The organism is Flavobacterium sp., from assembly GCF_024642105.1.
In the GTDB taxonomy this organism is placed as follows: domain Bacteria; phylum Bacteroidota; class Bacteroidia; order Flavobacteriales; family Flavobacteriaceae; genus Flavobacterium.
The window spans coordinates 53,932-75,269 of the sequence record NZ_JAHEBT010000002.1 but is presented as its reverse complement, the minus strand read 5'-3'; the positions used below and the strand labels follow the sequence as shown (position 1 = coordinate 75,269).

Below are 21,338 nucleotides of genomic sequence, written 5' to 3'. Positions count from 1 at the left end.
TGGATTAATTGGGTTGTCTTGAAGAAGTGGGAGGTTATGTTGGTTTTGTAAGTAAAAATGTAGTATATTAGTGTAATTGTTATAATAAAAATTATAAATTTGCGTTTTTGTTTTTGTGGGGTTGCTCATAAAAGTTGATTTTTAAATTTATAAAGAAAAAATAGTAGAGCGGTTAATTGGTAATCATTATATTGCAATACGAAAATTACCTATAAAAAATAGTATGAAAGTAAACAAAATTAAGGCCTTGCAATTGATGATGTCTATGTTGTTAATCATAGGAGTGTCAAGTTGTAGTAAAAAATCATCTAGTTCGGGTAAAGGATCTTCTAGAGCAACGGGCTGGAATGTAAATAACAAAAAAGGAGGGTTTAAGAAAGAAGGAGATCAAGAAGCTGGACCTGGTTTAGTTTTTGTTGAAGGAGGAACTTTTACTATGGGAAAAGTGCAAGATGATGTAATGCATGATTGGAATAACACTCCTAACCAACAACACGTTCAATCCTTCTATATGGATGAAACAGAGGTGACTAATTTTATGTATTTAGAATACTTACAGTGGTTGAAAAATGTATTCCCTCCAACAGAAGAAAACTACAAACATATTTACGAAGGCGCTTTGCCTGATACTTTGGTCTGGAGAAATAGATTAGGATATAGTGAAACTATGACTAATAATTATTTAAGACACCCTGCTTATGCAAGTTATCCCGTTGTTGGTGTGAATTGGATTCAAGCGAATGAATTCAGTAAATGGAGAACAGATCGTGTGAATGAGGCCTTATTAGAAAAAAATGGCTACTTGAAAAAAGATGCTAAAACTTTAGATGTAACTGCTGAAAATTCATTTAGTACAGAGACTTATTTTAATTCTCCAATATCAACTTACGGAGGCGATGATAAAATTGTTTTGAAAGGAAGAAAAGGATCGGCAGCTAAAGGAACAAAAACAGGAAAAGACGGAAAAGTTATTGAGCCTAAAAATATTTATGTGCAACGTTCTTCAGGATTGTTATTGCCGGAATATAGATTGCCAACTGAAGCAGAGTGGGAATATGCCGCGGCTGCAGATATAGGACAAAGAGAATATAATGTATATAAAGGACAGAAAAAATATCCTTGGTCAGGTCAATATACACGTTCAGGTAAACGTCAGACAAAAGGAGATCAATTGGCTAACTTTAAACAAGGGAATGGAGATTATGGTGGTATAGCAGGATGGTCTGATGACGGAGCTGATATTACTAATGAAGTAAAAAAATACCCAGCTAATGATTTTGGTTTGTACGATATGGCGGGTAACGTGGCGGAATGGGTTGCGGATGTATATAGACCTATTGTAGACAATGAATTCAATGATTTTAATTATTTCAGAGGAAATCAATATACCAAAAACAAGATCGGTAAAGATGGTAAAGCAGAAATCATTACTAAAGAGACTATGAAGTATGACACTTTAAGTAACGGTAAAGTTATTGCAAGAACATTTCCAGGTCAATTGGCTCAAGTTCCAGTGGATGAAAATGAAACCTATTTGAGACAAAACTTTGATAGAAGTAACAACTTGAATTTTAGAGATGGAGATCAACAATCTACCAAAGATTTTAAATTTGGTTCTTCAGAGTCTACTAAAGAGGCAAAAAGCATGTACAATTCACCTAAACACAATGTTACTGTAGATAGTTTAGGTAAAATGGTAAGAAAATACGATAAATCTAACAAAAGAACGACTTTGATTAACGATAATGTCAGAGTATATAAAGGAGGGTCTTGGAGAGATAGAGCGTATTGGTTGGATCCAGCCCAAAGAAGATATTTTCCTCAAGATATGGCAACAGATTACATCGGTTTTAGATGTGCTATGTCAAGAGTAGGTTCTAAATCACAAAACAAGAAAAGACCTAGAAACTAGTTTTTATAGTATTACAATAAAAAGCCCTTTTTAGGGCTTTTTGTTTTTAAAATTTTCAGTTATATGGATATTGCTTCAATTCATGCCTTATTTTTAGAATGTTCATCGGTTTCAATTGATACCCGAAAGATTCAACCTAATTCCTTTTTTGTAGCTATAAAAGGAGAGAATTTTGACGCCAATACTTTTGCTAAAGAAGCGTTAGAAAAGGGCGCTTCGTATGTGATAATTGACAATTCAGATTATTTTATTGACCAAAGAACTATTTTGGTACGCGATAGCCTTAAAGCACTTCAGGAATTAGCGCAGTACCACCGAAATTACTTGAAACTGCCAATTATAGCTCTTACAGGGAGTAATGGGAAGACAACCACTAAAGAATTGATTCATGCAGTTCTTTCGGAAAAATATAGAACCAAAGCTACTGTTGGGAATTTAAATAACCATATTGGGGTTCCTTTGACGTTACTTTCTTTTACCTCAGAAACAGAAATTGGAATAGTAGAAATGGGGGCTAATCATAAGAAAGAAATTGAATTTCTGTGTGAATTGGCTCAGCCAGATTATGGCTATATCACTAATTTTGGTAAGGCTCATTTGGAAGGTTTTGGGGGTGTTTTAGGGGTGATTGAAGGTAAAAGTGAGATGTATACTTATCTTTCTGATAATGAGAAATTAGTTTTTGTTAATTTAGAAGATGCTATTCAGGTAGAAAAAACAAAATCTTTACCTAATTACACATTTGGAGTTGATAAATTAAACGCCAATATTTCTGTGACAACAGTAACAGCCAATCCGTTTGTATCTGTAGTATTTGAAGGTTTAAAAATTAAGTCGCATTTAATAGGCTTGTATAATGCAAATAATATCAATGCTGCCATTGCTATAGGAAATTACTTTAAAGTTTCTAAAGAGGCTATTAAGTCCGCTTTAGAAGGATATATTCCAGAAAATAATCGATCGCAATTGATTACCAAAGGAACCAATCAAATTATCTTGGATGCTTACAACGCCAATCCGAGTAGCATGGCGGTGGCAATTGAAAATTTTAAGCAATTGGACAACTCAAACAAAATTGCAATTTTAGGCGATATGTTTGAATTGGGAGAAGAAAGTCTTCAAGAGCATCAACAGATAGTGGATTCTTTATTCAATCAAAAGGATATTGTTTGTCATTTTGTTGGTGCTGATTTTTTTGCCAATAGTGTAGACAATGAAAACTTTCATTTTTATGCAAGTTTCAATGATTTAGCAACATATATAAAAAAACAACCGATTGAGCATAGTACAATCTTGATAAAGGGTTCTAGAGGCATGGCTTTAGAGCGAACTTTGGAAGTCTTGTAATTTAAAATGAACATAATAAAAAGCGCTAATAACGGATTTATTAGCGCTTTTGTGTTTAAATACTCATCAGGTAACCAATCAGATTCTCCTTCTTGTTGAGATCCAATTTTTTTCTTAATCGGTAACGAGCGAGTTCTACCCCACCTCCAGAAATGTTCATGATTTCAGCTATTTCTTTTGTTGACATATTCATAAGTAAATAAGTTGCTAAATCTAGTTCTCTAGGTGAAATAGTAGGATGCTTTTCTTTTAATCGTTTTAGAAAATCAAAATGAACATTTTTAATGTGTTTTTCTAAATCTTTCCAACTTTTATCTGAGTTTACTTCTTTAAGAATGCTTTTTCTTAATTTGTCAAATTGAAATTTGGTTTCGTCGTCAAAAGAAGCAGTATTAATGTCTTTTAGTTTTTGTATAATTCCATTAAGAATTTTGTTTTTTTTCACCACCTGAAGTGAATTCGTAACTAGTTCTTTATCTTTTGCTAAAATTTTTATTTGAAGTTTGTCGTTTTTTAATTTTTCAATTTCCTTTTCAAGTTTGTATTGTTCTTGGCGAATTCTAGTTTCTTTTTCTAAATAGAGTCTACGTTGTTCTATAGTCTCATAATATTTGTTTTTTCGAATTTTAATTTTTATCCGATCTCGAATAATTCGAATGCTAGTGCCAATTAGTATGAGATAGAATAAATACGCAATTGAGTGTCTATACCAAGGAGGTAAAACTGTAAATTGTGTGATAGCTTCATCGGAAATGATTCCAAAACTATTCTTTACTCTCACTTTCATTTTATAATTCCCTTCCCTGAGATTAGTGTATTCTTTTGTTGTGGAGGGAGACCAGTTACTCCAGTTCTCATCAAACCCATCTAATTTGTATGAGTATTTAATATTCTCTATGTTTTCATAAGTTGGAGTTGAAAATCTAAATTTAACATAATTTGATTGATAAGGAATGGTAGTAATTAAACTACTTGTTTGTCCATTTCCTGAAATAATAGATCCGACTGTGCTTGAAAAATTTCGGATGTAAACCCTTGGCTTTATGCCAAAATCATTATAAAGTTTAGAGTCATAGTGTACTAATCCATCGGTTAATCCGATAAAAATATTCTTCGGGTCGACTGTATTTATAGATAAGTTATTGTATACTAGATCTTGTGTGAGATTTAAAAAGGGAGCTATTGTATTAGTATAACTTCCATCATTATTTTTCAATAATACACCTAATGACTCTTTAATTACATACCAGATATTTCCATATTGATCTTCGTGTATCGTATTTGTTTTTGGAATTTTTTTAAAAATATTAGTAATCTTATCTTCTTTTTCGAATGTTTTTTTCTTTTCTGAATAAGTATAAAATTGACTATCTTTTTGAAAGTAGATAGTATTCTGTATACGCTGAATACTAGTTATTCCATTATCAGTTTTCGAAAGTTTTTCGAAAGTTTTTATGAAATTGAATTTCTTTAAATCAGAACTTAAGTTCATTTGATAAATTAGCTCGTCTTTTTTAACCCAAATGTTCTTATTGTCAATTTCAAATTCTCCAACAGACTTAGAAAATCCTTCTATATGTTGTACAAATTTCCATTCTCGATTCTCTTTTTTTAGTAACGAAAAACCTTTATAATTTGATCCAATCATAAAATCCGGATTAGAGGGTGCTTTTTTGAAACTCCAATAGCCAACATTGTCTAATGACTTTTTCAATTTATTTCTATCTATAACGAGTGCTCCTCTATTGTGTGAACAGAGTAGTTGGTCATCTATGACTTGAATATTCCAAGCTTGACCAGTTGTACCTTCGATTAATTCAAAGTTGTCTTCTTTGAAAGGGAAACTCCAAGAATGATAAAAAACGCCTTGATTGGTAGCAACATATATGTACCCCTTGTGAATTGCAGTTGCATAAACGGTACTTAGATTATAGCTGAATCCAAAAAACGTAAATGGTGAGTTTTCATTTATAAAAGTGATTCCGTTGTCAAGACCAAGCCATAAATTGTTTTTTTTATCTATATACGATGTCAATACAGTGTTATTTTGTAATCCTTTTTTTCGATTGATATGTTGTACAATTTTTCCTGATTGGTTGCATACAATCATCCCATTCAACACGGAATTAAGGACTATATAATTGTTTTTCATTTTGACACCCCCTAGGCCGCTATTTTTTTTGATAAAACTGTTTGCGTCTGTATTCCAAGGGCTTAATTTATTGTTTTCATAAATAAAAATACCCTTATCAAGAGTAGTGATTAATAATTTTTTTTGGGATAAATTAAAAACACCCCAAACTTCTGTAGCATTTAAAAAATCGGTATTTACAAGTGGGATTAATTTTCCTTTTTTATATTCTAAAAGTCCTTTAGTTATGTCTTGAAAATAGAGTTTGTTTTCGGCTAAAAACGAAAATTGAAATCGAGTTGGGGGCTTAATTATCTTGATTGAATTGTTCTTATATATATATGCTTTATCAAAGCATTGAAAAATTACTTCGTTATTTAATAAGTGTATTTTCCAAATAATATCAATTGAATTTATTTCTTTTTTATTTAAAAATTTGGATAAAGAGAAATAAATGAGTTGTCCTTTTTCGTTAGGTTTGAAGAAACCAAACTCATTATATCCCCCAACATAAATTTTCCCAGATTTAGAAGTTTTTAGTGAACGAACAACCGATTTATTAGGCAGCTCATATTTTGTCCATACAGTTCCATCAAATTGAAAAAGCCCATCATTATTAGCAAAATAAATATTGTCGTTGGAATCTTGGTCTATATTCCAGTTTTGAGTTCCTCCTTTGTAATCCGATCTTTTATAATTTCTAATTTCGGGTAGTCCAATATTTTTTACTTGTCCTAAAAATAGTAACGGGATTAATCCAAATAGTAATGTGAGCCTGTACTTTTTTTTTAATGCTAAAATCATTTTTTCTTGTTTTAAGTCGTGCTTACAACTAATCTCGAGCTAATTTAGTCCTTTTTAGTATTTGTAGTGGTTTTTTTATTTTCATATTTACTAATTATAACATTTTTATTTTTTTAAATAATTAATAATCAAAATTTTATATTTTTTTTGATGTGTTTTTGTATAGATATAAAAATACTTTTGATGTGTTTTTGTAAGGATATTAAAGTAGGATTTTCATTTTTATATTATTAATATTGTATCAAATTACTAATTAATTAACCAAAATTTTTAGAAAAATGAAATTAACGAAATTATTTATTTTTTGTTTTTTGTCATTATTTTTTTCAATTTACGCACAAGCACAAGAGCTTGTTGTAAGAGGAAAAGTCTATGACGAAAATGGTCTTTCTATTCCCGGAGCGACCATTTTAATTAAAGGTACTTCAAAAGCAACTACTTCAGATTTTGATGGTGTTTTTGAAATTAAAGCGCCAAAAAATGGGGTGTTGACCATCAGCTTTATCGGTTATTCAACTGTTCAGGAGCCTGTAAATGGAAGAACTAATTTTACAGTCAAATTAAAATCACAATCGCAGGACTTGAATGAAGTTGTAGTTGTTGGTTATGGGACTCAAAAGAAGAGTGTTGTAACTGGAGCAATTTCAAGTGTAAAAGCTAAAGATTTGGAAAAAGTACCTAATGGCCGTATTGAGCAAACATTACAGGGAAGAGTTTCTGGGGTTACTATAGCTGCACAGTCTGGTCAGCCTGGAGCAGCTTCTACAGTTCGTGTTAGAGGTTTAACTACATTTGACACCTATGGAGGTAATAATCCATTATGGGTGGTTGATGGCGTAATTGTAGATTCAGGAGGAATTGGTTTTGTAAATCAATCAGATATTGAGTCAATTGAAGTGCTTAAAGATGCTGCGTCGTTAGCTATTTATGGTGCAAGAGCTGCCTCAGGAGTAATATTAGTGACTACTAAAAAAGGAAAATCAGGGAAAATTAGTGTTAATTATACTGGATTTACAGGGATTTCTTCTCCTGAAAAAACTTTAAAATTATTAAATGCTTCTCAATATGGAGCTTTAATGAATGAAAAATCAGTTGCTGCTGGAGGCCCAGTTTTATTCCCTAATTTATCCGTATTAGGAACAGGAACAGATTGGCAAAAACAAATTTTTAGTAATGATGCACAGCGTTCAAACCATGAAGTCAGTTTTAGTGGTGGAAATGATGTTTCTACATTTTTTGCTTCTTTTAGTGTTCAAGATCAACAAGGAATTGTATCAAAACCAATTTCAAATTTCAATAAGAAAAGTATTCGTTTGAACTCAACTCATAATTTGAGTAAAAAAATTCAGATTGGTCAAACACTTGGGTATACCCATCAAAAAGGAATTGGTTTAGGAAATACAAATAGTGAATTTGGAGGCCCATTAAGTTCTGCTTTAAATCTGGATCCGATTACTCCTGTAGTGGTTACAGATCCCATCGTTGCTAATTCGTCAATTTATACTAGTAATCCTGTTTTTAGAGATACTAATGGAAATCCTTATGGAATTTCGTCTATTGTTGGGCAAGAAATGTCAAATCCTGTTGCGTATGTTAATACTCGATTAGGGAACTACAATTGGTCAGATGATTTTATTGGTAATGTTTTTGCCGAAATCAAACCAATTGATAATCTTAAGATTAGATCTTCTATGGGAGGTAAAATTGCGTATTGGGGTGATGAAGCTTTTACTCCTAAATTTTATTTAAGCCCAACAGTGTTGTCTTCTCAAAATAGTTTAACTCGTGCTACCAATCAAACATTTGCTTGGAATATTGAAAATACAGCTTCATATACTAAAAATATTGGAGTACATGATTTTACAGTATTATTAGGACAAGGGGTTTATATCGATAACAATACAAGAGGTTCTTATGTAGCGCACACTAATTTACCTGTTAATGATTATAGAGAAGCATCATTTAATTTTCCTTTGCCTACTGCACAACGCGTAGGAGCATCTTATACTTCTCAAGAACATCGAGTGACTTCATTATTTTCTCGTATCAATTACTCTTTCAATGAAAAGTACTTGTTCACAGGTATCATTCGTAGAGACGGGTCCTCTAATTTTGGACCAAATAATAAATTTGGTATTTTTCCCTCCTTCTCGACTGGATGGGTAGTTTCTAAAGAAGGATTTTGGAAAGAAAATAAAGTAATTAATTCACTTAAAATTAGAGGAGGTTATGGAGTCGTAGGAAATGATGCGATTGCTGCAAATGGTTACTTGGCTTTGATAGATGGAGGACGTAACTATACTTTTGGCAGTGCAGGTTCTACTATTTCTTCAGGAAATAGCCCGAGCGCTCCTTCTAATCCCGATTTGAAATGGGAGGAAACTTCTCAGTTTAATATTGGTTTTGATACTAAATTATTTTCTGATTTGAATTTAACGGTTGAGTATTATAACAAAAAAACAATTGGAATTCTTCAATATGTTGAATTGCCTGGTTACGTAGGTGCAACTGGAAGTCCCCTTGGAAATGTTGCTGATATGGAAAATAAAGGTATTGAAGTAGAGCTTGGATATCGTAAAAAAATGGGAGAATTCAATTTTTCTGCAAATGGAAACGTTTCATATCTTAAAAATGAAGTTACTTTCTTAGGACAAGGAAAAGAGTTTATTACTAACGGTGTAGCTGGTTTCCAATCAATGGGAGAAATTACAAGAACACAAGTTGGACAATCGTACAATTCTTTTTATGGCTTCAAAACAGCAGGTATTTTCCAAACACAAGATGAAATTAATGCCTACAAAAACACATCTGGAGGCTTGATTCAACCCAATGCTCGTCCTGGAGATTTCCGATGGACAGATACTAATGGGGATGGAACTATTACGAATGACGACAAGCAATTTCTTGGTAGTCCACTGCCAAAATTTACATTTGGTTTGACTTTAAATTTAGATTACAAAGGATTTGATTTAATGGCTTTTGCAACAGGAGCAGTAGGGAATCATATTTTTCAAGGGATTAGACGTTTGGACATTTTAAATGCTAATTATCAAACAGAAGCTTTGTCAAGATGGACAGGTCCAGGTACTTCTACTACTTATCCTAGATTGACTAATAATGACACCAACGGAAACTTTGGAAACTCATCTGATTTCTATTTAGAGAAAGGGGATTATGTAAGGCTTAAAGTAGTTCAATTAGGCTATACTTTGCCATCAAGTTTTGTGAATAAAGTAGGGGCACAAAAAGTTCGTTTTTATGTTACTGGCGAAAATTTGTTGACACTCACGAAATATACTGGATTTGACCCTGAGATAGGGGGAAATATTATGGGAGTTGATAGAGGGTACTATCCTCAAGCTCGTACATTTATGTTTGGTGCTAATGTTCAGTTTTAATACAAATTAAATTATGAAAACAATAAATTTTAAATTAATACCTTTTGCTATTGCGACAGTTATTGTTATGGGGTCTTGTTCTAACGAATTTTTAGAGGTAGAACCTAAAGGAACCAGTTTAGAAAGTAATTATTACCAAAATCAGGAGCAGGCGTTTGCAGGTTTGGTTTCGGTATATGATATTATGAGAAAAAACTCTGGAGGTTTTGAAAACATGATTACCATGATGAATGCAGGTTCAGATGATCATTTTGCGGGTGGTGGAGGCGCTACTGATGGCGCTGGGATTCAAGGTTTTTCTAATTATACGATTAACGCGAATATCATGCCTCAAAGTTTTTGGAGTGATCACTATCAAGGAATTTTTAGGGCTAATTATTTGTTAACTAAATTAGCTTCTGTGCCAATGGATGCTGCGTTAATAGATCGTTATACTGCTGAAACTAAAGCATTGCGCGCTAATTACTATTTTAATTTAGTTAGGATGTTTAAAAACATTCCCTTAATTACAGTGCCAATGACCTCTTCAGAGTTTTATACAGTTACTCAGGCAACACCTGCAGCGGTATATGCTCAAATTGAAAAAGATTTAACAGAGGCTATAGCAAGTCCCAATTTGCCTGCTACTGTTTCAACTGCAGAATCAGCTCGTTTTACAAAAGGTGCTGCGCGTGCTTTATTAGGAAAAGTGTATTTGTATCAAAATAAAAATGCGCAAGCTGCTACAGAATTGGCTGCAGTTAATGGTACTCCAGGAGGGACAAGTCAATATGGCTATAGATTATTAGCTAATTTTGGAGATTTGTGGACAGTAAATAATAAATTTAATACCGAATCTATTTTAGAAGTAGCTCATACAAATGCATCTAGTATTGGTTGGGAAAATTGGGGTAATGGAATAGATGAAGGAAACTCTACAAATGTAATGTGTGGTCCAAGAACCTATTCTAAACTTACATCTGATGCTCCTGATTTGCCTTCCGGTTGGAGTTTTAATGTTTTTACACAGGATTTTTATGATTTTATAAAGACAAATCCGAGGTTTTCAGCTACAGTATTAGACTTAAAAACACTAAAAGCAGCCGGGAAAGCTGATTATATTGGTGGTTACCAAGATACGGGTTATTTCTTGAATAAATTTATTCCAAGACGTTCTGATATTACTACAGGAACTGGAGAGCCAGTATTGAATTACAGACAAAATTCGTATGTAATTCGTTTGGCCGATTCCTATTTGATGGAGGCCGAAGCTTTAGGGGGAACAGGAACTAGAGCTCAAGCATTATTGGATGCTGTAAGAGCTAGAGTAGGACTTGCCAGTACTCCAGTTTCATTAGCTGCTATTAAAGCTGAAAGAAGAGCAGAATTAGCTGGTGAAGGACACCGTTTCTTTGATCTAGTACGTTGGGGAGATGCGGCTTCTAAATTAGCATCAAGAGGATTTAGAGCTGGTAAAAATGAAGTTTTTCCTATTCCGTATAAAGAATTGCTAAACACTAAATTAGTTCAGAATCCTGGTTATAATCAATAAAAATGGTACTTATGAAAAATATAAAAAATTTATATAGTCTAATATTAATCGTATTCTTGGCTATAGGCTGTTCGATTCCTGATGGGATTGATTCGGATACAAGTTTTGTGAGTTCAATTAAAGATCCTTCAGCAGTTTCTGCTTTAGCTATAATTACACAAGATAATTCTGGTAAGGTAACTTTGATTCCAAGAGGGGAGGGAGTGACTAATTTTGAAATCGAATTTGGTGATGGTACTACTACCGTAGCTAAAGTAACTGCAGGGGGTAGTGTAACTCATATTTACAGAGAAGGAGCTTATAAAGTTAAAATAACTGGTATAAGTATTTCTGGAAAAAAAATAGTAGCAGAACAAGATATTACAGTTTCATTTAGGGCACCTGAAAATTTAGTAGTGACTATTGAAAATGACAGAGCTGTTTCAAAAAAGGTAAATGTTCGAGCTACAGCTGATTTCGCTTTGTTTTATGAAGTTTACTTTGGAGATGTTTCTAATGAGGTTCCAGTACAAGTTAATAATGGGGAGTCTATTTCTCATACATACGCAGCAGCAGGAACTTACACTATTAAAATTGTTTCTAAAAGTGGTGCTATTAGAACCACTAATTATCAAGAAAATTTCGTTGTGACTGCAATTTTAGCACCTACAACTTCAGCTCCGACACCACCAAATAGACAGGTAGCAGATGTTGTCTCTATATTTAGTGATTCGTATACTAACATTGGAGTAAGTGAATGGAATCCAGGTTGGGGTCAATCAACAATTTTAACTAATCCTACCATTGGATCAAATGTAATGTTGAAATATAGTTTACTTAATTATACAGGAATTGTTACTGACTATGGGAATGCAACTAATTTGTCTTCTATGCAGTATGTTCATTTTGATTATTGGACACCGAATGCTACTAGCTTAGGGTTTAAAATTGTAAATACATCTATTTCAAGTGGTCCTACTAAAGAATCTCAAGTTGATTTACCTTCTATTACACTTAATAATTGGGTGAGTGTAGATATCCCTTTGACTGATTTTACAACAAATAGATCTGCAATAACTCAAATGTTATTTGCTTCATCTGGTGGTACTGTTTTTATTGACAATTTGTATTTCTACAAAAATCCAACACCTGCTTCAGGTGTTCAAGGGACTTGGAAATTGGCGCCAGAAGCAGGGGCTTTAAAAGTTGGTCCGTCTGCAACAGATTTAAGTTGGTGGCAAAGTTCAGCATCGGATGTAACAACTCGAGCCTGTTTGTTTGATGATACATACGTGTTTGGATCAAATGGCACTTTTAGTAATGTTCTTGGTTCTTCAACTTGGTTAGAAAGTTGGCAAGGGACTTCTGACGCTTGTGGAAATCCGGTTGCCCCTCATAATAACTCTGCAAGTGCTACATATGCCTATAATTCAGTAGCACAAACTATTACTTTAAATGGAGTAGGAGCTTATCTAGGTTTACCAAAAGCAACAAATACAGGGGAATTAGCCTCAAATTCAATAGTTCCAAGTTCTAGAGTATATTCTGTACAACTTTCAAATGGGAATAATACTATGGAAGTATTAATCAATTTTGGTGGAGGTTATTGGTATTTCAAACTTGTTAGAGTTTAACTAAAAAAATATAAAAATGAAAAACATAAAATATATTTTGACATTTCTTTTAATTGGAATTGTTTTTACAAATTGTACAGAAGAAAAATACCAATTAGGGGAGTTAAAAGCACCTTCTAATGTAGCTGTTGCAATTAGTGTTGCAGGAAAAACGACAGCTAATCCTAATGGAGATGGGTCTGGAGATGTTACGTTTACCATTTCTGGAGATAATATTTTGGCTTCTAAAATTGATTTTAATGCTAATGATGCAGTTGATTTGGTTTTAGTAGATGGAGGTAAAATTACCAAAAAGTATACTACTTTAGGCTTGAATACTTATACTGTAACTGTTATTGCTTATGGACCAGGAGGCACTTCTACAACTATTACAGCTGACGTAACAGTTCGAAGTAATTTCACGCCTGATTCTGCAATTGTAACTGCATTGACCAATAATGCTTCAAAAACTTGGGTAGTAGATAAAAGTGTAGCAGGACATTTTGGAGTGGGACCATGGACAGGATCTTTAACTCCTGAATGGTGGTCTGCTAACGTGAATGAGAAAGTAGCGACAGCTAACTGTTTCTATACTTCAACTTTTACTTTTGCCAAAGTATCTTCAACGGCTTATACTTTAAAAGTAACTTGTCCTGATGGAGCTTTTACTAAAACGGGCAGTTTGACAACTTTACCAGGAATTCCTGCTTCAGGAGATGAAGGATGCTATTCTTATGGTGGAGCTACAGGAGCATTTAGTTTTGTGCCTTCAAGTACTGGAATTTCAGCGGCAACTCCATCTACACAAACTAGTATTTTGCTTTCTGGAGTTGATACTTTTATTGGTTACGGATCTCTAAAGAAAGAATACGAAATTATGGTAATTAATGCAAACTATATGTATTTAAGAGTCCAAGGTACAGAAACTGGGAATGCTTGGTATTTGAAATTAAAACCAACTCCATAAATAACTTGTATAAATAAACTCAGGGCTTATGTCCTGAGTTTATTTTAATTATTATAAATTCAATTGATTTCAAATAATGAAGAAACAATTCAATAATTTCAATAAATCTAAGCTTATGCTAAGTGTTTTCCTATCTGCTTTCTTGTTTTTTTCATGTAGCGGAGACACTACTACAAGTGGTGGAGAAGCGGTAGTAAAACCATCTAACTTAGTAGTTGTGGCTACTCCAACAGGTGTTTCAACTCAAAATCCTAATGGAGATGGAAGTGGAACGGTTAGTTTTACCTTCACTGCAACTAACGCAACATCCTACAAAATAGCTTTAGGAGATGGGGAAACTAAAGAAACAACTACAGGCTCCTTAACTTATACTTATAATGCCGCTGGCACTAATACATATACTATCTATGTCTCTGCTTATAACGGCTCACAATTTGTAAGTAGTTCGGTTTCATTAACTCTTTATGTTGCGCCAAAGGCAATTTGGGCCGATGAGTTTAATGTTGATGGAGCGCCAGATGCTACTAAATGGGTTTACGATTTAGGAACAGGAGACTGGGGTTGGGGTAATAATGAAGCTCAATATTACACTAGTAGGACGGATAATGTTAAAGTTCAAAATGGGGTATTAAAAATTACAACTATAAAAGAAAATTATAATGGGAGTAATTATACTTCGGCCAGAATTAAAACACAAGGTAAATTTTCTTTTAAATACGGAAGAGTTGAGATAAAAGCTAAGCTGCCTTCTGGTGGAGGTACCTGGCCTGCTTTATGGATGTTAGGAGATAATATTACTTCGGCTGGATGGCCAGCTTGTGGAGAAATTGATATTATGGAACATCTTGGCAATCAATTAAATAAAATCTATGGAACGTTGCATTATCCTAATTTTTCAGGAGGAAATGCAGTGTCTAGAACGACTAATATTACAAATGCCACTACAGAGTTTCATATTTACTCTTTAGACTGGAGAGCTGATAGTATCAAGTTTTATGTTGATGGTACTTTGTTTCATACATTTACAAATACCTCTGCACTGCCATTTAATCAAAACTTTTTCTTGATTATTAATTGTGCAATAGGAGGCAATTTTGGAGGAACAATAGATCCTAATTTTGTTTCTTCCACTTATGAAGTGGATTATATTAGAGTTTTCAATTAAATGGTTTGTAGCCTAAAAAAGTTCTTCAAAAAAAGCTTTTATTTGTAAGTTGGATAAAAGCTTTATTGAAGAATAATTTTAATATTTATGAAAAACTCTTTCAAAATTATATCTGTAATTGTCGCAACTTTACTTGGAATAGTGATTCAAGCTCAGTCATTAAAAGCAATGACTTATAATATTCGTTTGGATGTTGCTTCTGATGGTAATAATGCCTGGCCGTTTCGCAAAGATTTTTTTGCTGCACAAGTTCGATTTTATGAACCTGATATTTTAGGTGTTCAGGAAGCGATGCCGCATCAGGTAGTTGATTTAGAACAATTACTCCCGCAGTACAATCAAGTAGGAATTGGTAGAGAAGGAGTAGGTAAAGGGGAATCTTCGAATATTTTTTACAAAAAAGATAAGTTTACAATTATACAAACTAATACTTTTTGGCTTTCTGAAACTCCCGAATCTATTTCAATGGGTTGGGATGCAGCCTGCCATAGAGTATGTACCTATGCTCTTTTTCAAGAAGCGAAAACAAACCAACTTTTTTGGGTGTTTAATACCCATTTGGATCATATTGGAGAACAAGCTAGAACAAAAGGGGTAGAATTAATTCTTGCCCAAATAAACCAATTAAATACGCTAAATTATCCGGTAATTTTCATGGGTGATTTTAATTCAGAGCCACAATCATTATTAATAAGCAATCTCAAAATGAGGATGGATGATACGCGTGAGATAGCTGTTGAAGCACCTTTTGGTGCTATTGGTACATTTAATAATTTTGAATTTAATACACCAGTTACAAAACGAATAGATTATATTTTTGTTTCTAAGAACTCAAAATTAAAAGTGAAAAAGTATGCTGTTCTAACGGATTCAAAAGACTTGAAATACCCTTCAGATCATTTGCCTGTTTATGTTGAACTTGTTTTTGAGGCCAATTAAAAATAAGAGAGAATTTATGAAAACTGTTTTATTACTATTCATATCGTTATTGTTATCTTGTTGTTCTTCATACAAGTCAGTTCCAGAATTATCAACAACAATAAATAATGTTGATTTTTGGTTGACCAATAGTAACAAGAATATCTACTTGCAAAAACAAAAAGAAATTTTAATATTCGGAGCTACAGCTACTATTTATCCAACAGTTGAAGTTGATGAATTGCAAACGTATCAAACTATTGATGGTTTTGGATTTACTTTGACTGGAGGAAGTGCGCAAAGCATCAATACATTGAATACGCAAAAACGTCAAGAATTGCTTCAAGAATTATTTGGAAAAAAAGACAATTCTATTTCGATAAGTTATCTCCGTATCAGTATTGGAGCGTCTGATTTGAATGCGACACCTTTTACTTATGATGATTTACCTTCTGGTCAAACGGACGTTACATTATCTCAATTCAGTTTAAATCCTGATAAAAATGATGTGATACCAATGCTAAAAGAAATTGTAGCCATCAACCCGCAAATCAAAATTATAGCAACGCCTTGGTCAGCACCCACTTGGATGAAAGACAATAATGCCTTTATTGGCGGTAGTCTAAAACCAGAATATTATGGTGTTTATGCCAATTATTTTGTAAAGTACATACAAAAAATGAAAGAGGAAGGAATCGCAATAACCGCTATTACTCCTCAAAACGAGCCCTTGCATCCAGGGAATAATCCGAGTATGTATATGACGGCTTTGCAACAAGCGAATTTTATTAAGAATCATTTGGGGCCTGCTTTTGCCAATGCTAATTTGACTACCAAGATTATTATTTACGATCACAACTGCAATAAACCAGAATACCCTTTGACAATATTAAATGATGCAGGTGCAAATCCGTATGTTGATGGTTCTGCTTTTCATTTGTACGAAGGTGATATTAGTGCATTATCTACAGTGCATAATGCCTATCCAAATAAAAACCTCTATTTCACTGAACAATATACGGGTACATCTGGCACTTTTGCCGGTGATTTAAAATGGCATTTGAAAAATGTAATTATCGGTTCGATGCGCAATTGGAGTAAGGTAGCTTTGGAATGGAATTTAGCCAACGATGCTAATTTTAGACCGTACACTCCTGGTGGTTGTTCAACCTGTAAAGGAGCTTTAACTATTAAAGGTGCTGATAATTTTGAGCGAAATGTTGGCTATTATATTATTGCGCATGCTTCTAAATTTGTTCCTGCTGGTTCGGTTCGTATTGGGTCTACTCAGAGGGAAAACTTGAATACCGTGGCTTTTAAAACCCCTTTAGGAAAAAAGGTTTTGCTTGTTGAAAATGACGGAAATACTACTGAATTATTTAATATTAAATTCAACGGAAGAGGGGTTATAACTGCTTTAGAAGCAGGAGCAGTAGCTACTTTTTCTTGGTAAAAAATAAAAAATGAAACACAAAACAGTAAAATTTGCGGTTGCCTTTTTTAGTTTTGTAGCCTTAACTATGGTGGCGCAACAAAAGAAAACAATTGTCCCAAAAACTAAAGAAATCAGCGTTTATACTACAGCAGACAGTACAAATTTGCGACTAACACTTACAGATAAACTGTATTTTACGGCTGCTGAACAACCTGTAGAAACGGAAATTTCTGTTTTTGTAGCGCCCCAAAAAACCTTTCAAACTTTTATGGGAATTGGAGGGGCAATTACTGATGCCTCGGCTGAGGTTTTTGCCAAATTAAGTCCAGCGAAACAGGCTGAACTACTTACGGCTTACTACAATAAAGACAACGGAATTGGCTATAGCCTACTTAGAACATCTATTCACAGTTCTGATTTTTCATCAGGAAGTTATACCTACATTGCCGAAGGTGATAAGGAATTAAAAACTTTTTCAATTGCTCACGACCAACAATTTAGAATCCCCATGATTAAACGCGCCATTCAAATTGCTGGGGGTAAATTATTGTTGTATGCTTCGCCTTGGAGCCCACCTTCTTTTATGAAAAGTAATGGCACGATGCTTCAAGGCGGAACTTTACTACCTCAGTTTTATCAAGCGTGGGCAAATTATTATGTAAAATTTGTTAAAGCATACGAAAAAGAAGGAATGCCTATTTGGGGAATTACCATTCAAAACGAACCTATGGCTACTCAAAAATGGGAATCTTGTTTATTCACAGCTGCTACTGAAAGAGATTTTCTGAAAAAATATTTAGGACCAACGATGCAAAAAGGAGGTTTGGGGTCGAAAAAAATTGTGGTTTGGGATCATAATCGTGATTTGATGAACCAAAGAGCGAATGTGATTTTTGATGACCCTGAAGCTTCAAAGTATGCCTGGGGGATGGGATTTCATTGGTACGAAACTTGGGCAGGAGAACAGCCTATGTTTGATAACGTTAGAAAAGTACGCGAAGCTTATCCGACTAAAAATCTATTGTTTACCGAAGGCTGTGTAGAACGGTTTGATGCTAAAAAATACCAGTTTTGGGGTAATGCAGAACGTTACGGAATTTCGATGATCAATGATTTTAATAATGGAACAGTGGGTTGGACAGATTGGAATATTTTGTTAGACGAAAACGGAGGGCCTAATCATAAAGGTAACTTTTGTTTTGCTCCGATTCATGCTGATTCTAAAACAGGGGAATTAATTTACACACCAAGTTATTATTATATCGGGCATTTTTCTAAATTTATTCGTCCGAATGCAAAGCGGGTAAGCACAGCTTCTAGTAGAAGTAATCTATTAAGCACTTCTTTTGTGAATACTGATGGAAAAATGGTTACTATTGTAATGAACCAATCGTCAAAAAAAATAACTTATAATTTAGTTGTAGGTAATGAAAAATCGGTAGTTACGATCCTGCCACACGCAATTCAAACTTTGGTTTATTAATTTATTAAAATAAATATTTCATGAAAAAAACGAGTATTCTTGGACTACTATTGGTTTCTTTTTTAGGTTTTTCGCAACAAAAAACAATTGATCAAAGAGTAGAGGCTTTGCTCAAACAAATGACTTTAGAAGAAAAAATAGGTCAATTAAATCAATACACTGGTAATAATCAAGCAACGGGGCCCATCACGATTAATCCGAATAAAGAAGCGGAAATTAAGGGTGGTTTGATAGGTTCGATGCTAAATGTTATTGGCACAAAATACACCCGACAATACCAAGAATTAGCGATGCAATCCCGATTGAAGATTCCGTTGTTGTTTGGCCAAGACGTGATTCATGGTTATAAAACGACTTTCCCAATTCCGTTAGCAGAAGCGGCGAGTTGGGATTTAGATGCCATTGCTTTAGGTGCACGAATTGCAGCTGTTGAAGCTTCGGCCAGCGGTATTCATTGGACATTTGCCCCTATGGTAGATATTGCTCGTGACCCACGTTGGGGGCGTGTAATGGAAGGAGCAGGAGAAGATACCTATTTGGGGTCTAAAATTGCAATTGCCAGAGTAAAAGGTTTTCAAGGGAACTTGGGCGATATTAATTCGGTAATGGCTTGTGTCAAACACTTTGTAGGCTACGGTGCTGCTGTGGGTGGCCGTGATTACAATTCGGTGGATATGAGCGATAGAATGTTATGGGAAACGTATTTGCCTCCTTTCAAAGCAGCTTTGGATGCAGGTGCGGCAACTTTTATGAATTCGTTCAACGATTTGAACGGTGTGCCAGCGACAGGAAATAGATTTTTACAAAGAGACATTCTAAAAGGGAAATGGAATTTCCAAGGATTTGTAGTTTCTGATTGGGGTTCTATTGGAGAAATGGTCAATCACGGTAATGTGAAAGATAATAAAGAAGCGGCTCAATTAGCTATTACGGCTGGAAGTGATATGGATATGGAAAGCAATGCGTATCGTTATAACTTGGCGCAATTAGTCCAAGAAGGTAAAGTTGATGTCACTTTGATTGATGATGCTGTAAAGCGTATTTTGCGTAAGAAAATGGAGTTAGGTTTATTTGAAGATCCTTACAAGTATTCCAATCCAAAACGAGAAGCAAAAGAATTAAACAATCCGTTGCATCGAAAAATAGCGCGTGATATGGCAGTTAAAAGTATTGTTTTGTTGAAAAATGAAAAACAACTTTTGCCTTTATCTAAAGACATTAAAAAGATTGCGTTTATTGGTCCATTAGTCAAAGAACACAAAGAGAACATGGGATTTTGGGCAGTAGAGCTACCTGAGTTAGATTACAATAAACATGTGGTTTCACAATGGGAAGGATTACAAAATAAAGTAGGTAAAACTGCTCAATTGTTATATGCTAAAGGATGTGAAATAGAAGGAAATAATAAAGACGGTTTTGCCGAAGCTGTTGCCGTTGCCAATCAAGCTGATGTAGTGATTGTGAGTATTGGTGAACGAGGCAATATGAGTGGCGAAGCCAAAAGTAGAAGTAATATTCACATTCCGGGAGTACAAGAAGAGTTGGTAAAAGTACTTCAGGCAACTGGAAAACCAGTGGTAGTTTTAATTAATGCAGGACGCCCCCTTATTTTTAATCAGACTGCCGATACTGCTCCCGCTATTTTATATACTTGGTGGTTAGGAACTGAAGCGGGTAATGCTATTGCAGATGTATTGTTTGGCGATTATAATCCGTCAGGGAAATTGCCGATGACATTTCCAAGAGAAGAAGGACAATTACCTATTTATTACAATCATTTCAATACCGGAAGGCCTGCGCCAAATGAAACGGCTTTCAATTACGTTTCGGCTTATACCGATTTGAAGAATAGTCCTAAATTTCCGTTCGGATTTGGATTAAGTTATACCACATTTGATTATACTGATTTGAAATTATCTAAAAATAAAATCAACGATGCTGAAACGATTGAGGTGAGTTTCAATTTGACCAATTCTGGAAAATTTGAAGGGAATGAAGTAGTTCAATTGTATTTGAGAGATAAGGTAGGATCTGTGGTTCGTCCAATTATTGAATTGAAAGATTTTCAAAAGATTCATTTGAATGCTGGAGAAACAAAAACGATTCAATTTCAAATTGATAAAGAGAAGTTGTCGTTTTATAATCAACAATTAGTATGTGGCACTGAACCTGGAGATTTTGATTTAATGATTGGCTCCTCATCATCCGATATTCGATTGAGAGCGACATTTGAACTAATCAAATAAAAAATGTAATAGCTCTCTTTTTTAATTCAAAATGAATATATTTGGTTCATTCTTTTTATTTGCTTACTTAGAAATTCAAATTCTATAGTAAAAAAATAAAAAGTATTGACTCTAAATCATTTTCCCAATAAGCTTGTAGTTATGACCTATCAGGGAATCTAAATTGAAAAAGAGAGAATTAAATTAGAGGTTGTCTTAAGCAGCCTCTTTTTATTTCCTTTTCAATACTTTTTCCAACAATAATGAACTTAAATTCTAGTATTTTAAATATAAAAATAAAATGCGTAATTTTGACGCAATGTACATATTTTTTGTTTTCAAATCCATATTTTGGATTGTATTTTTAACGAATTTTGCCAAGTAAGATTTTAAATAGTATATTCGTCGAGTTCGAAATAAATAAAAACAG

Annotated in this window: 12 protein-coding genes; 11 read left to right on the top strand and 1 reads right to left on the bottom strand. The window is 33.9% G+C overall.

All coding sequences use genetic code 11. From position 1 onward, the window contains the following. Nucleotides 1–223 precede the first annotated feature (223 nt). Together gldJ and murF are read left to right on the top strand one after the other, a co-directional pair. Nucleotides 224–1,912 carry a gliding motility lipoprotein GldJ gene (gene gldJ / locus Q0L65_RS01360; RefSeq protein ID WP_296682602.1) on the top strand — a complete coding sequence of 563 codons (1,689 nt, stop codon included), beginning with the start codon at nucleotides 224–226 and terminating at the stop codon, nucleotides 1,910–1,912. 63 nt (nucleotides 1,913–1,975) lie between these two features. Continuing rightward, nucleotides 1,976–3,259: a UDP-N-acetylmuramoyl-tripeptide--D-alanyl-D-alanine ligase gene (gene murF / locus Q0L65_RS01355; RefSeq protein WP_296682600.1), complete on the top strand. Its 1,284-nt coding sequence runs from the start codon at nucleotides 1,976–1,978 to the stop codon at nucleotides 3,257–3,259. Nucleotides 3,260–3,314: 55 nt separating this feature from the next. Here the strand turns inward: murF and Q0L65_RS01350 are convergent, their stop codons facing one another. Continuing rightward, complete coding sequence (locus tag Q0L65_RS01350) at nucleotides 3,315–6,194, bottom strand: triple tyrosine motif-containing protein (RefSeq protein WP_296682599.1); 2,880 nt, start codon at nucleotides 6,192–6,194, stop codon at nucleotides 3,315–3,317. A 278-nt stretch (nucleotides 6,195–6,472) separates the two neighbouring features. On the opposite strand from Q0L65_RS01350, the gene Q0L65_RS01345 reads away from it, so the two are divergent. From Q0L65_RS01345 to Q0L65_RS01305, 9 genes are all read left to right on the top strand, one after another. After that, nucleotides 6,473–9,592 carry a TonB-dependent receptor gene (locus Q0L65_RS01345; RefSeq protein ID WP_296682597.1) on the top strand — a complete coding sequence of 1,040 codons (3,120 nt, stop codon included), beginning with the start codon at nucleotides 6,473–6,475 and terminating at the stop codon, nucleotides 9,590–9,592. A gap of 13 nt (nucleotides 9,593–9,605) precedes the next feature. After that, on the top strand, nucleotides 9,606–11,123 hold the full coding sequence (locus tag Q0L65_RS01340; RefSeq protein ID WP_296682596.1) for a RagB/SusD family nutrient uptake outer membrane protein: 1,518 nt from the start codon (nucleotides 9,606–9,608) through the stop codon (nucleotides 11,121–11,123). A gap of 11 nt (nucleotides 11,124–11,134) precedes the next feature. Continuing rightward, nucleotides 11,135–12,736 (top strand): PKD domain protein, encoded by a 1,602-nt coding sequence (locus Q0L65_RS01335; protein ID WP_296682594.1) that lies wholly within the window; start codon nucleotides 11,135–11,137, stop codon nucleotides 12,734–12,736. A 16-nt stretch (nucleotides 12,737–12,752) separates the two neighbouring features. Then, a complete protein-coding gene (locus Q0L65_RS01330; RefSeq protein WP_296682592.1) occupies nucleotides 12,753–13,682 on the top strand; it encodes a hypothetical protein in 930 nt (309 codons plus the stop codon). A 76-nt stretch (nucleotides 13,683–13,758) separates the two neighbouring features. Next, a complete protein-coding gene (locus Q0L65_RS01325) occupies nucleotides 13,759–14,847 on the top strand; it encodes a family 16 glycosylhydrolase (RefSeq protein WP_296682590.1) in 1,089 nt (362 codons plus the stop codon). Between the two features lie 87 nt (nucleotides 14,848–14,934). Next, the gene (locus tag Q0L65_RS01320) at nucleotides 14,935–15,786 is read left to right on the top strand and encodes an endonuclease/exonuclease/phosphatase family protein (RefSeq protein ID WP_296682589.1); all 852 of its coding nucleotides are present in this window, start codon (nucleotides 14,935–14,937) and stop codon (nucleotides 15,784–15,786) included. A gap of 16 nt (nucleotides 15,787–15,802) precedes the next feature. Continuing rightward, a complete protein-coding gene (locus tag Q0L65_RS01315; RefSeq protein ID WP_296682587.1) occupies nucleotides 15,803–17,218 on the top strand; it encodes a glycoside hydrolase family 30 beta sandwich domain-containing protein in 1,416 nt (471 codons plus the stop codon). Nucleotides 17,219–17,285: 67 nt separating this feature from the next. Further along, a complete protein-coding gene (locus Q0L65_RS01310) occupies nucleotides 17,286–18,683 on the top strand; it encodes a glycoside hydrolase family 30 protein (RefSeq protein WP_296682613.1) in 1,398 nt (465 codons plus the stop codon). A 20-nt stretch (nucleotides 18,684–18,703) separates the two neighbouring features. Next, entirely contained in the window at nucleotides 18,704–20,929 is a 2,226-nt protein-coding gene (locus Q0L65_RS01305; RefSeq protein ID WP_296682584.1) for a glycoside hydrolase family 3 N-terminal domain-containing protein, read from the top strand. Nucleotides 20,930–21,338 lie beyond the last annotated feature (409 nt).

Coding starts and splice junctions, on each gene's coding strand:
- gldJ (WP_296682602.1), top strand. CDS start 224: ATGAAAGTAAACAAAATTAAGGCCTTGCAATTGATGATGTCTATGTTG.
- murF (WP_296682600.1), top strand. CDS start 1,976: ATGGATATTGCTTCAATTCATGCCTTATTTTTAGAATGTTCATCGGTT.
- Q0L65_RS01350 (WP_296682599.1), bottom strand. CDS start 6,194: ATGATTTTAGCATTAAAAAAAAAGTACAGGCTCACATTACTATTTGGA.
- Q0L65_RS01345 (WP_296682597.1), top strand. CDS start 6,473: ATGAAATTAACGAAATTATTTATTTTTTGTTTTTTGTCATTATTTTTT.
- Q0L65_RS01340 (WP_296682596.1), top strand. CDS start 9,606: ATGAAAACAATAAATTTTAAATTAATACCTTTTGCTATTGCGACAGTT.
- Q0L65_RS01335 (WP_296682594.1), top strand. CDS start 11,135: ATGAAAAATATAAAAAATTTATATAGTCTAATATTAATCGTATTCTTG.
- Q0L65_RS01330 (WP_296682592.1), top strand. CDS start 12,753: ATGAAAAACATAAAATATATTTTGACATTTCTTTTAATTGGAATTGTT.
- Q0L65_RS01325 (WP_296682590.1), top strand. CDS start 13,759: ATGAAGAAACAATTCAATAATTTCAATAAATCTAAGCTTATGCTAAGT.
- Q0L65_RS01320 (WP_296682589.1), top strand. CDS start 14,935: ATGAAAAACTCTTTCAAAATTATATCTGTAATTGTCGCAACTTTACTT.
- Q0L65_RS01315 (WP_296682587.1), top strand. CDS start 15,803: ATGAAAACTGTTTTATTACTATTCATATCGTTATTGTTATCTTGTTGT.
- Q0L65_RS01310 (WP_296682613.1), top strand. CDS start 17,286: ATGGTGGCGCAACAAAAGAAAACAATTGTCCCAAAAACTAAAGAAATC.
- Q0L65_RS01305 (WP_296682584.1), top strand. CDS start 18,704: ATGAAAAAAACGAGTATTCTTGGACTACTATTGGTTTCTTTTTTAGGT.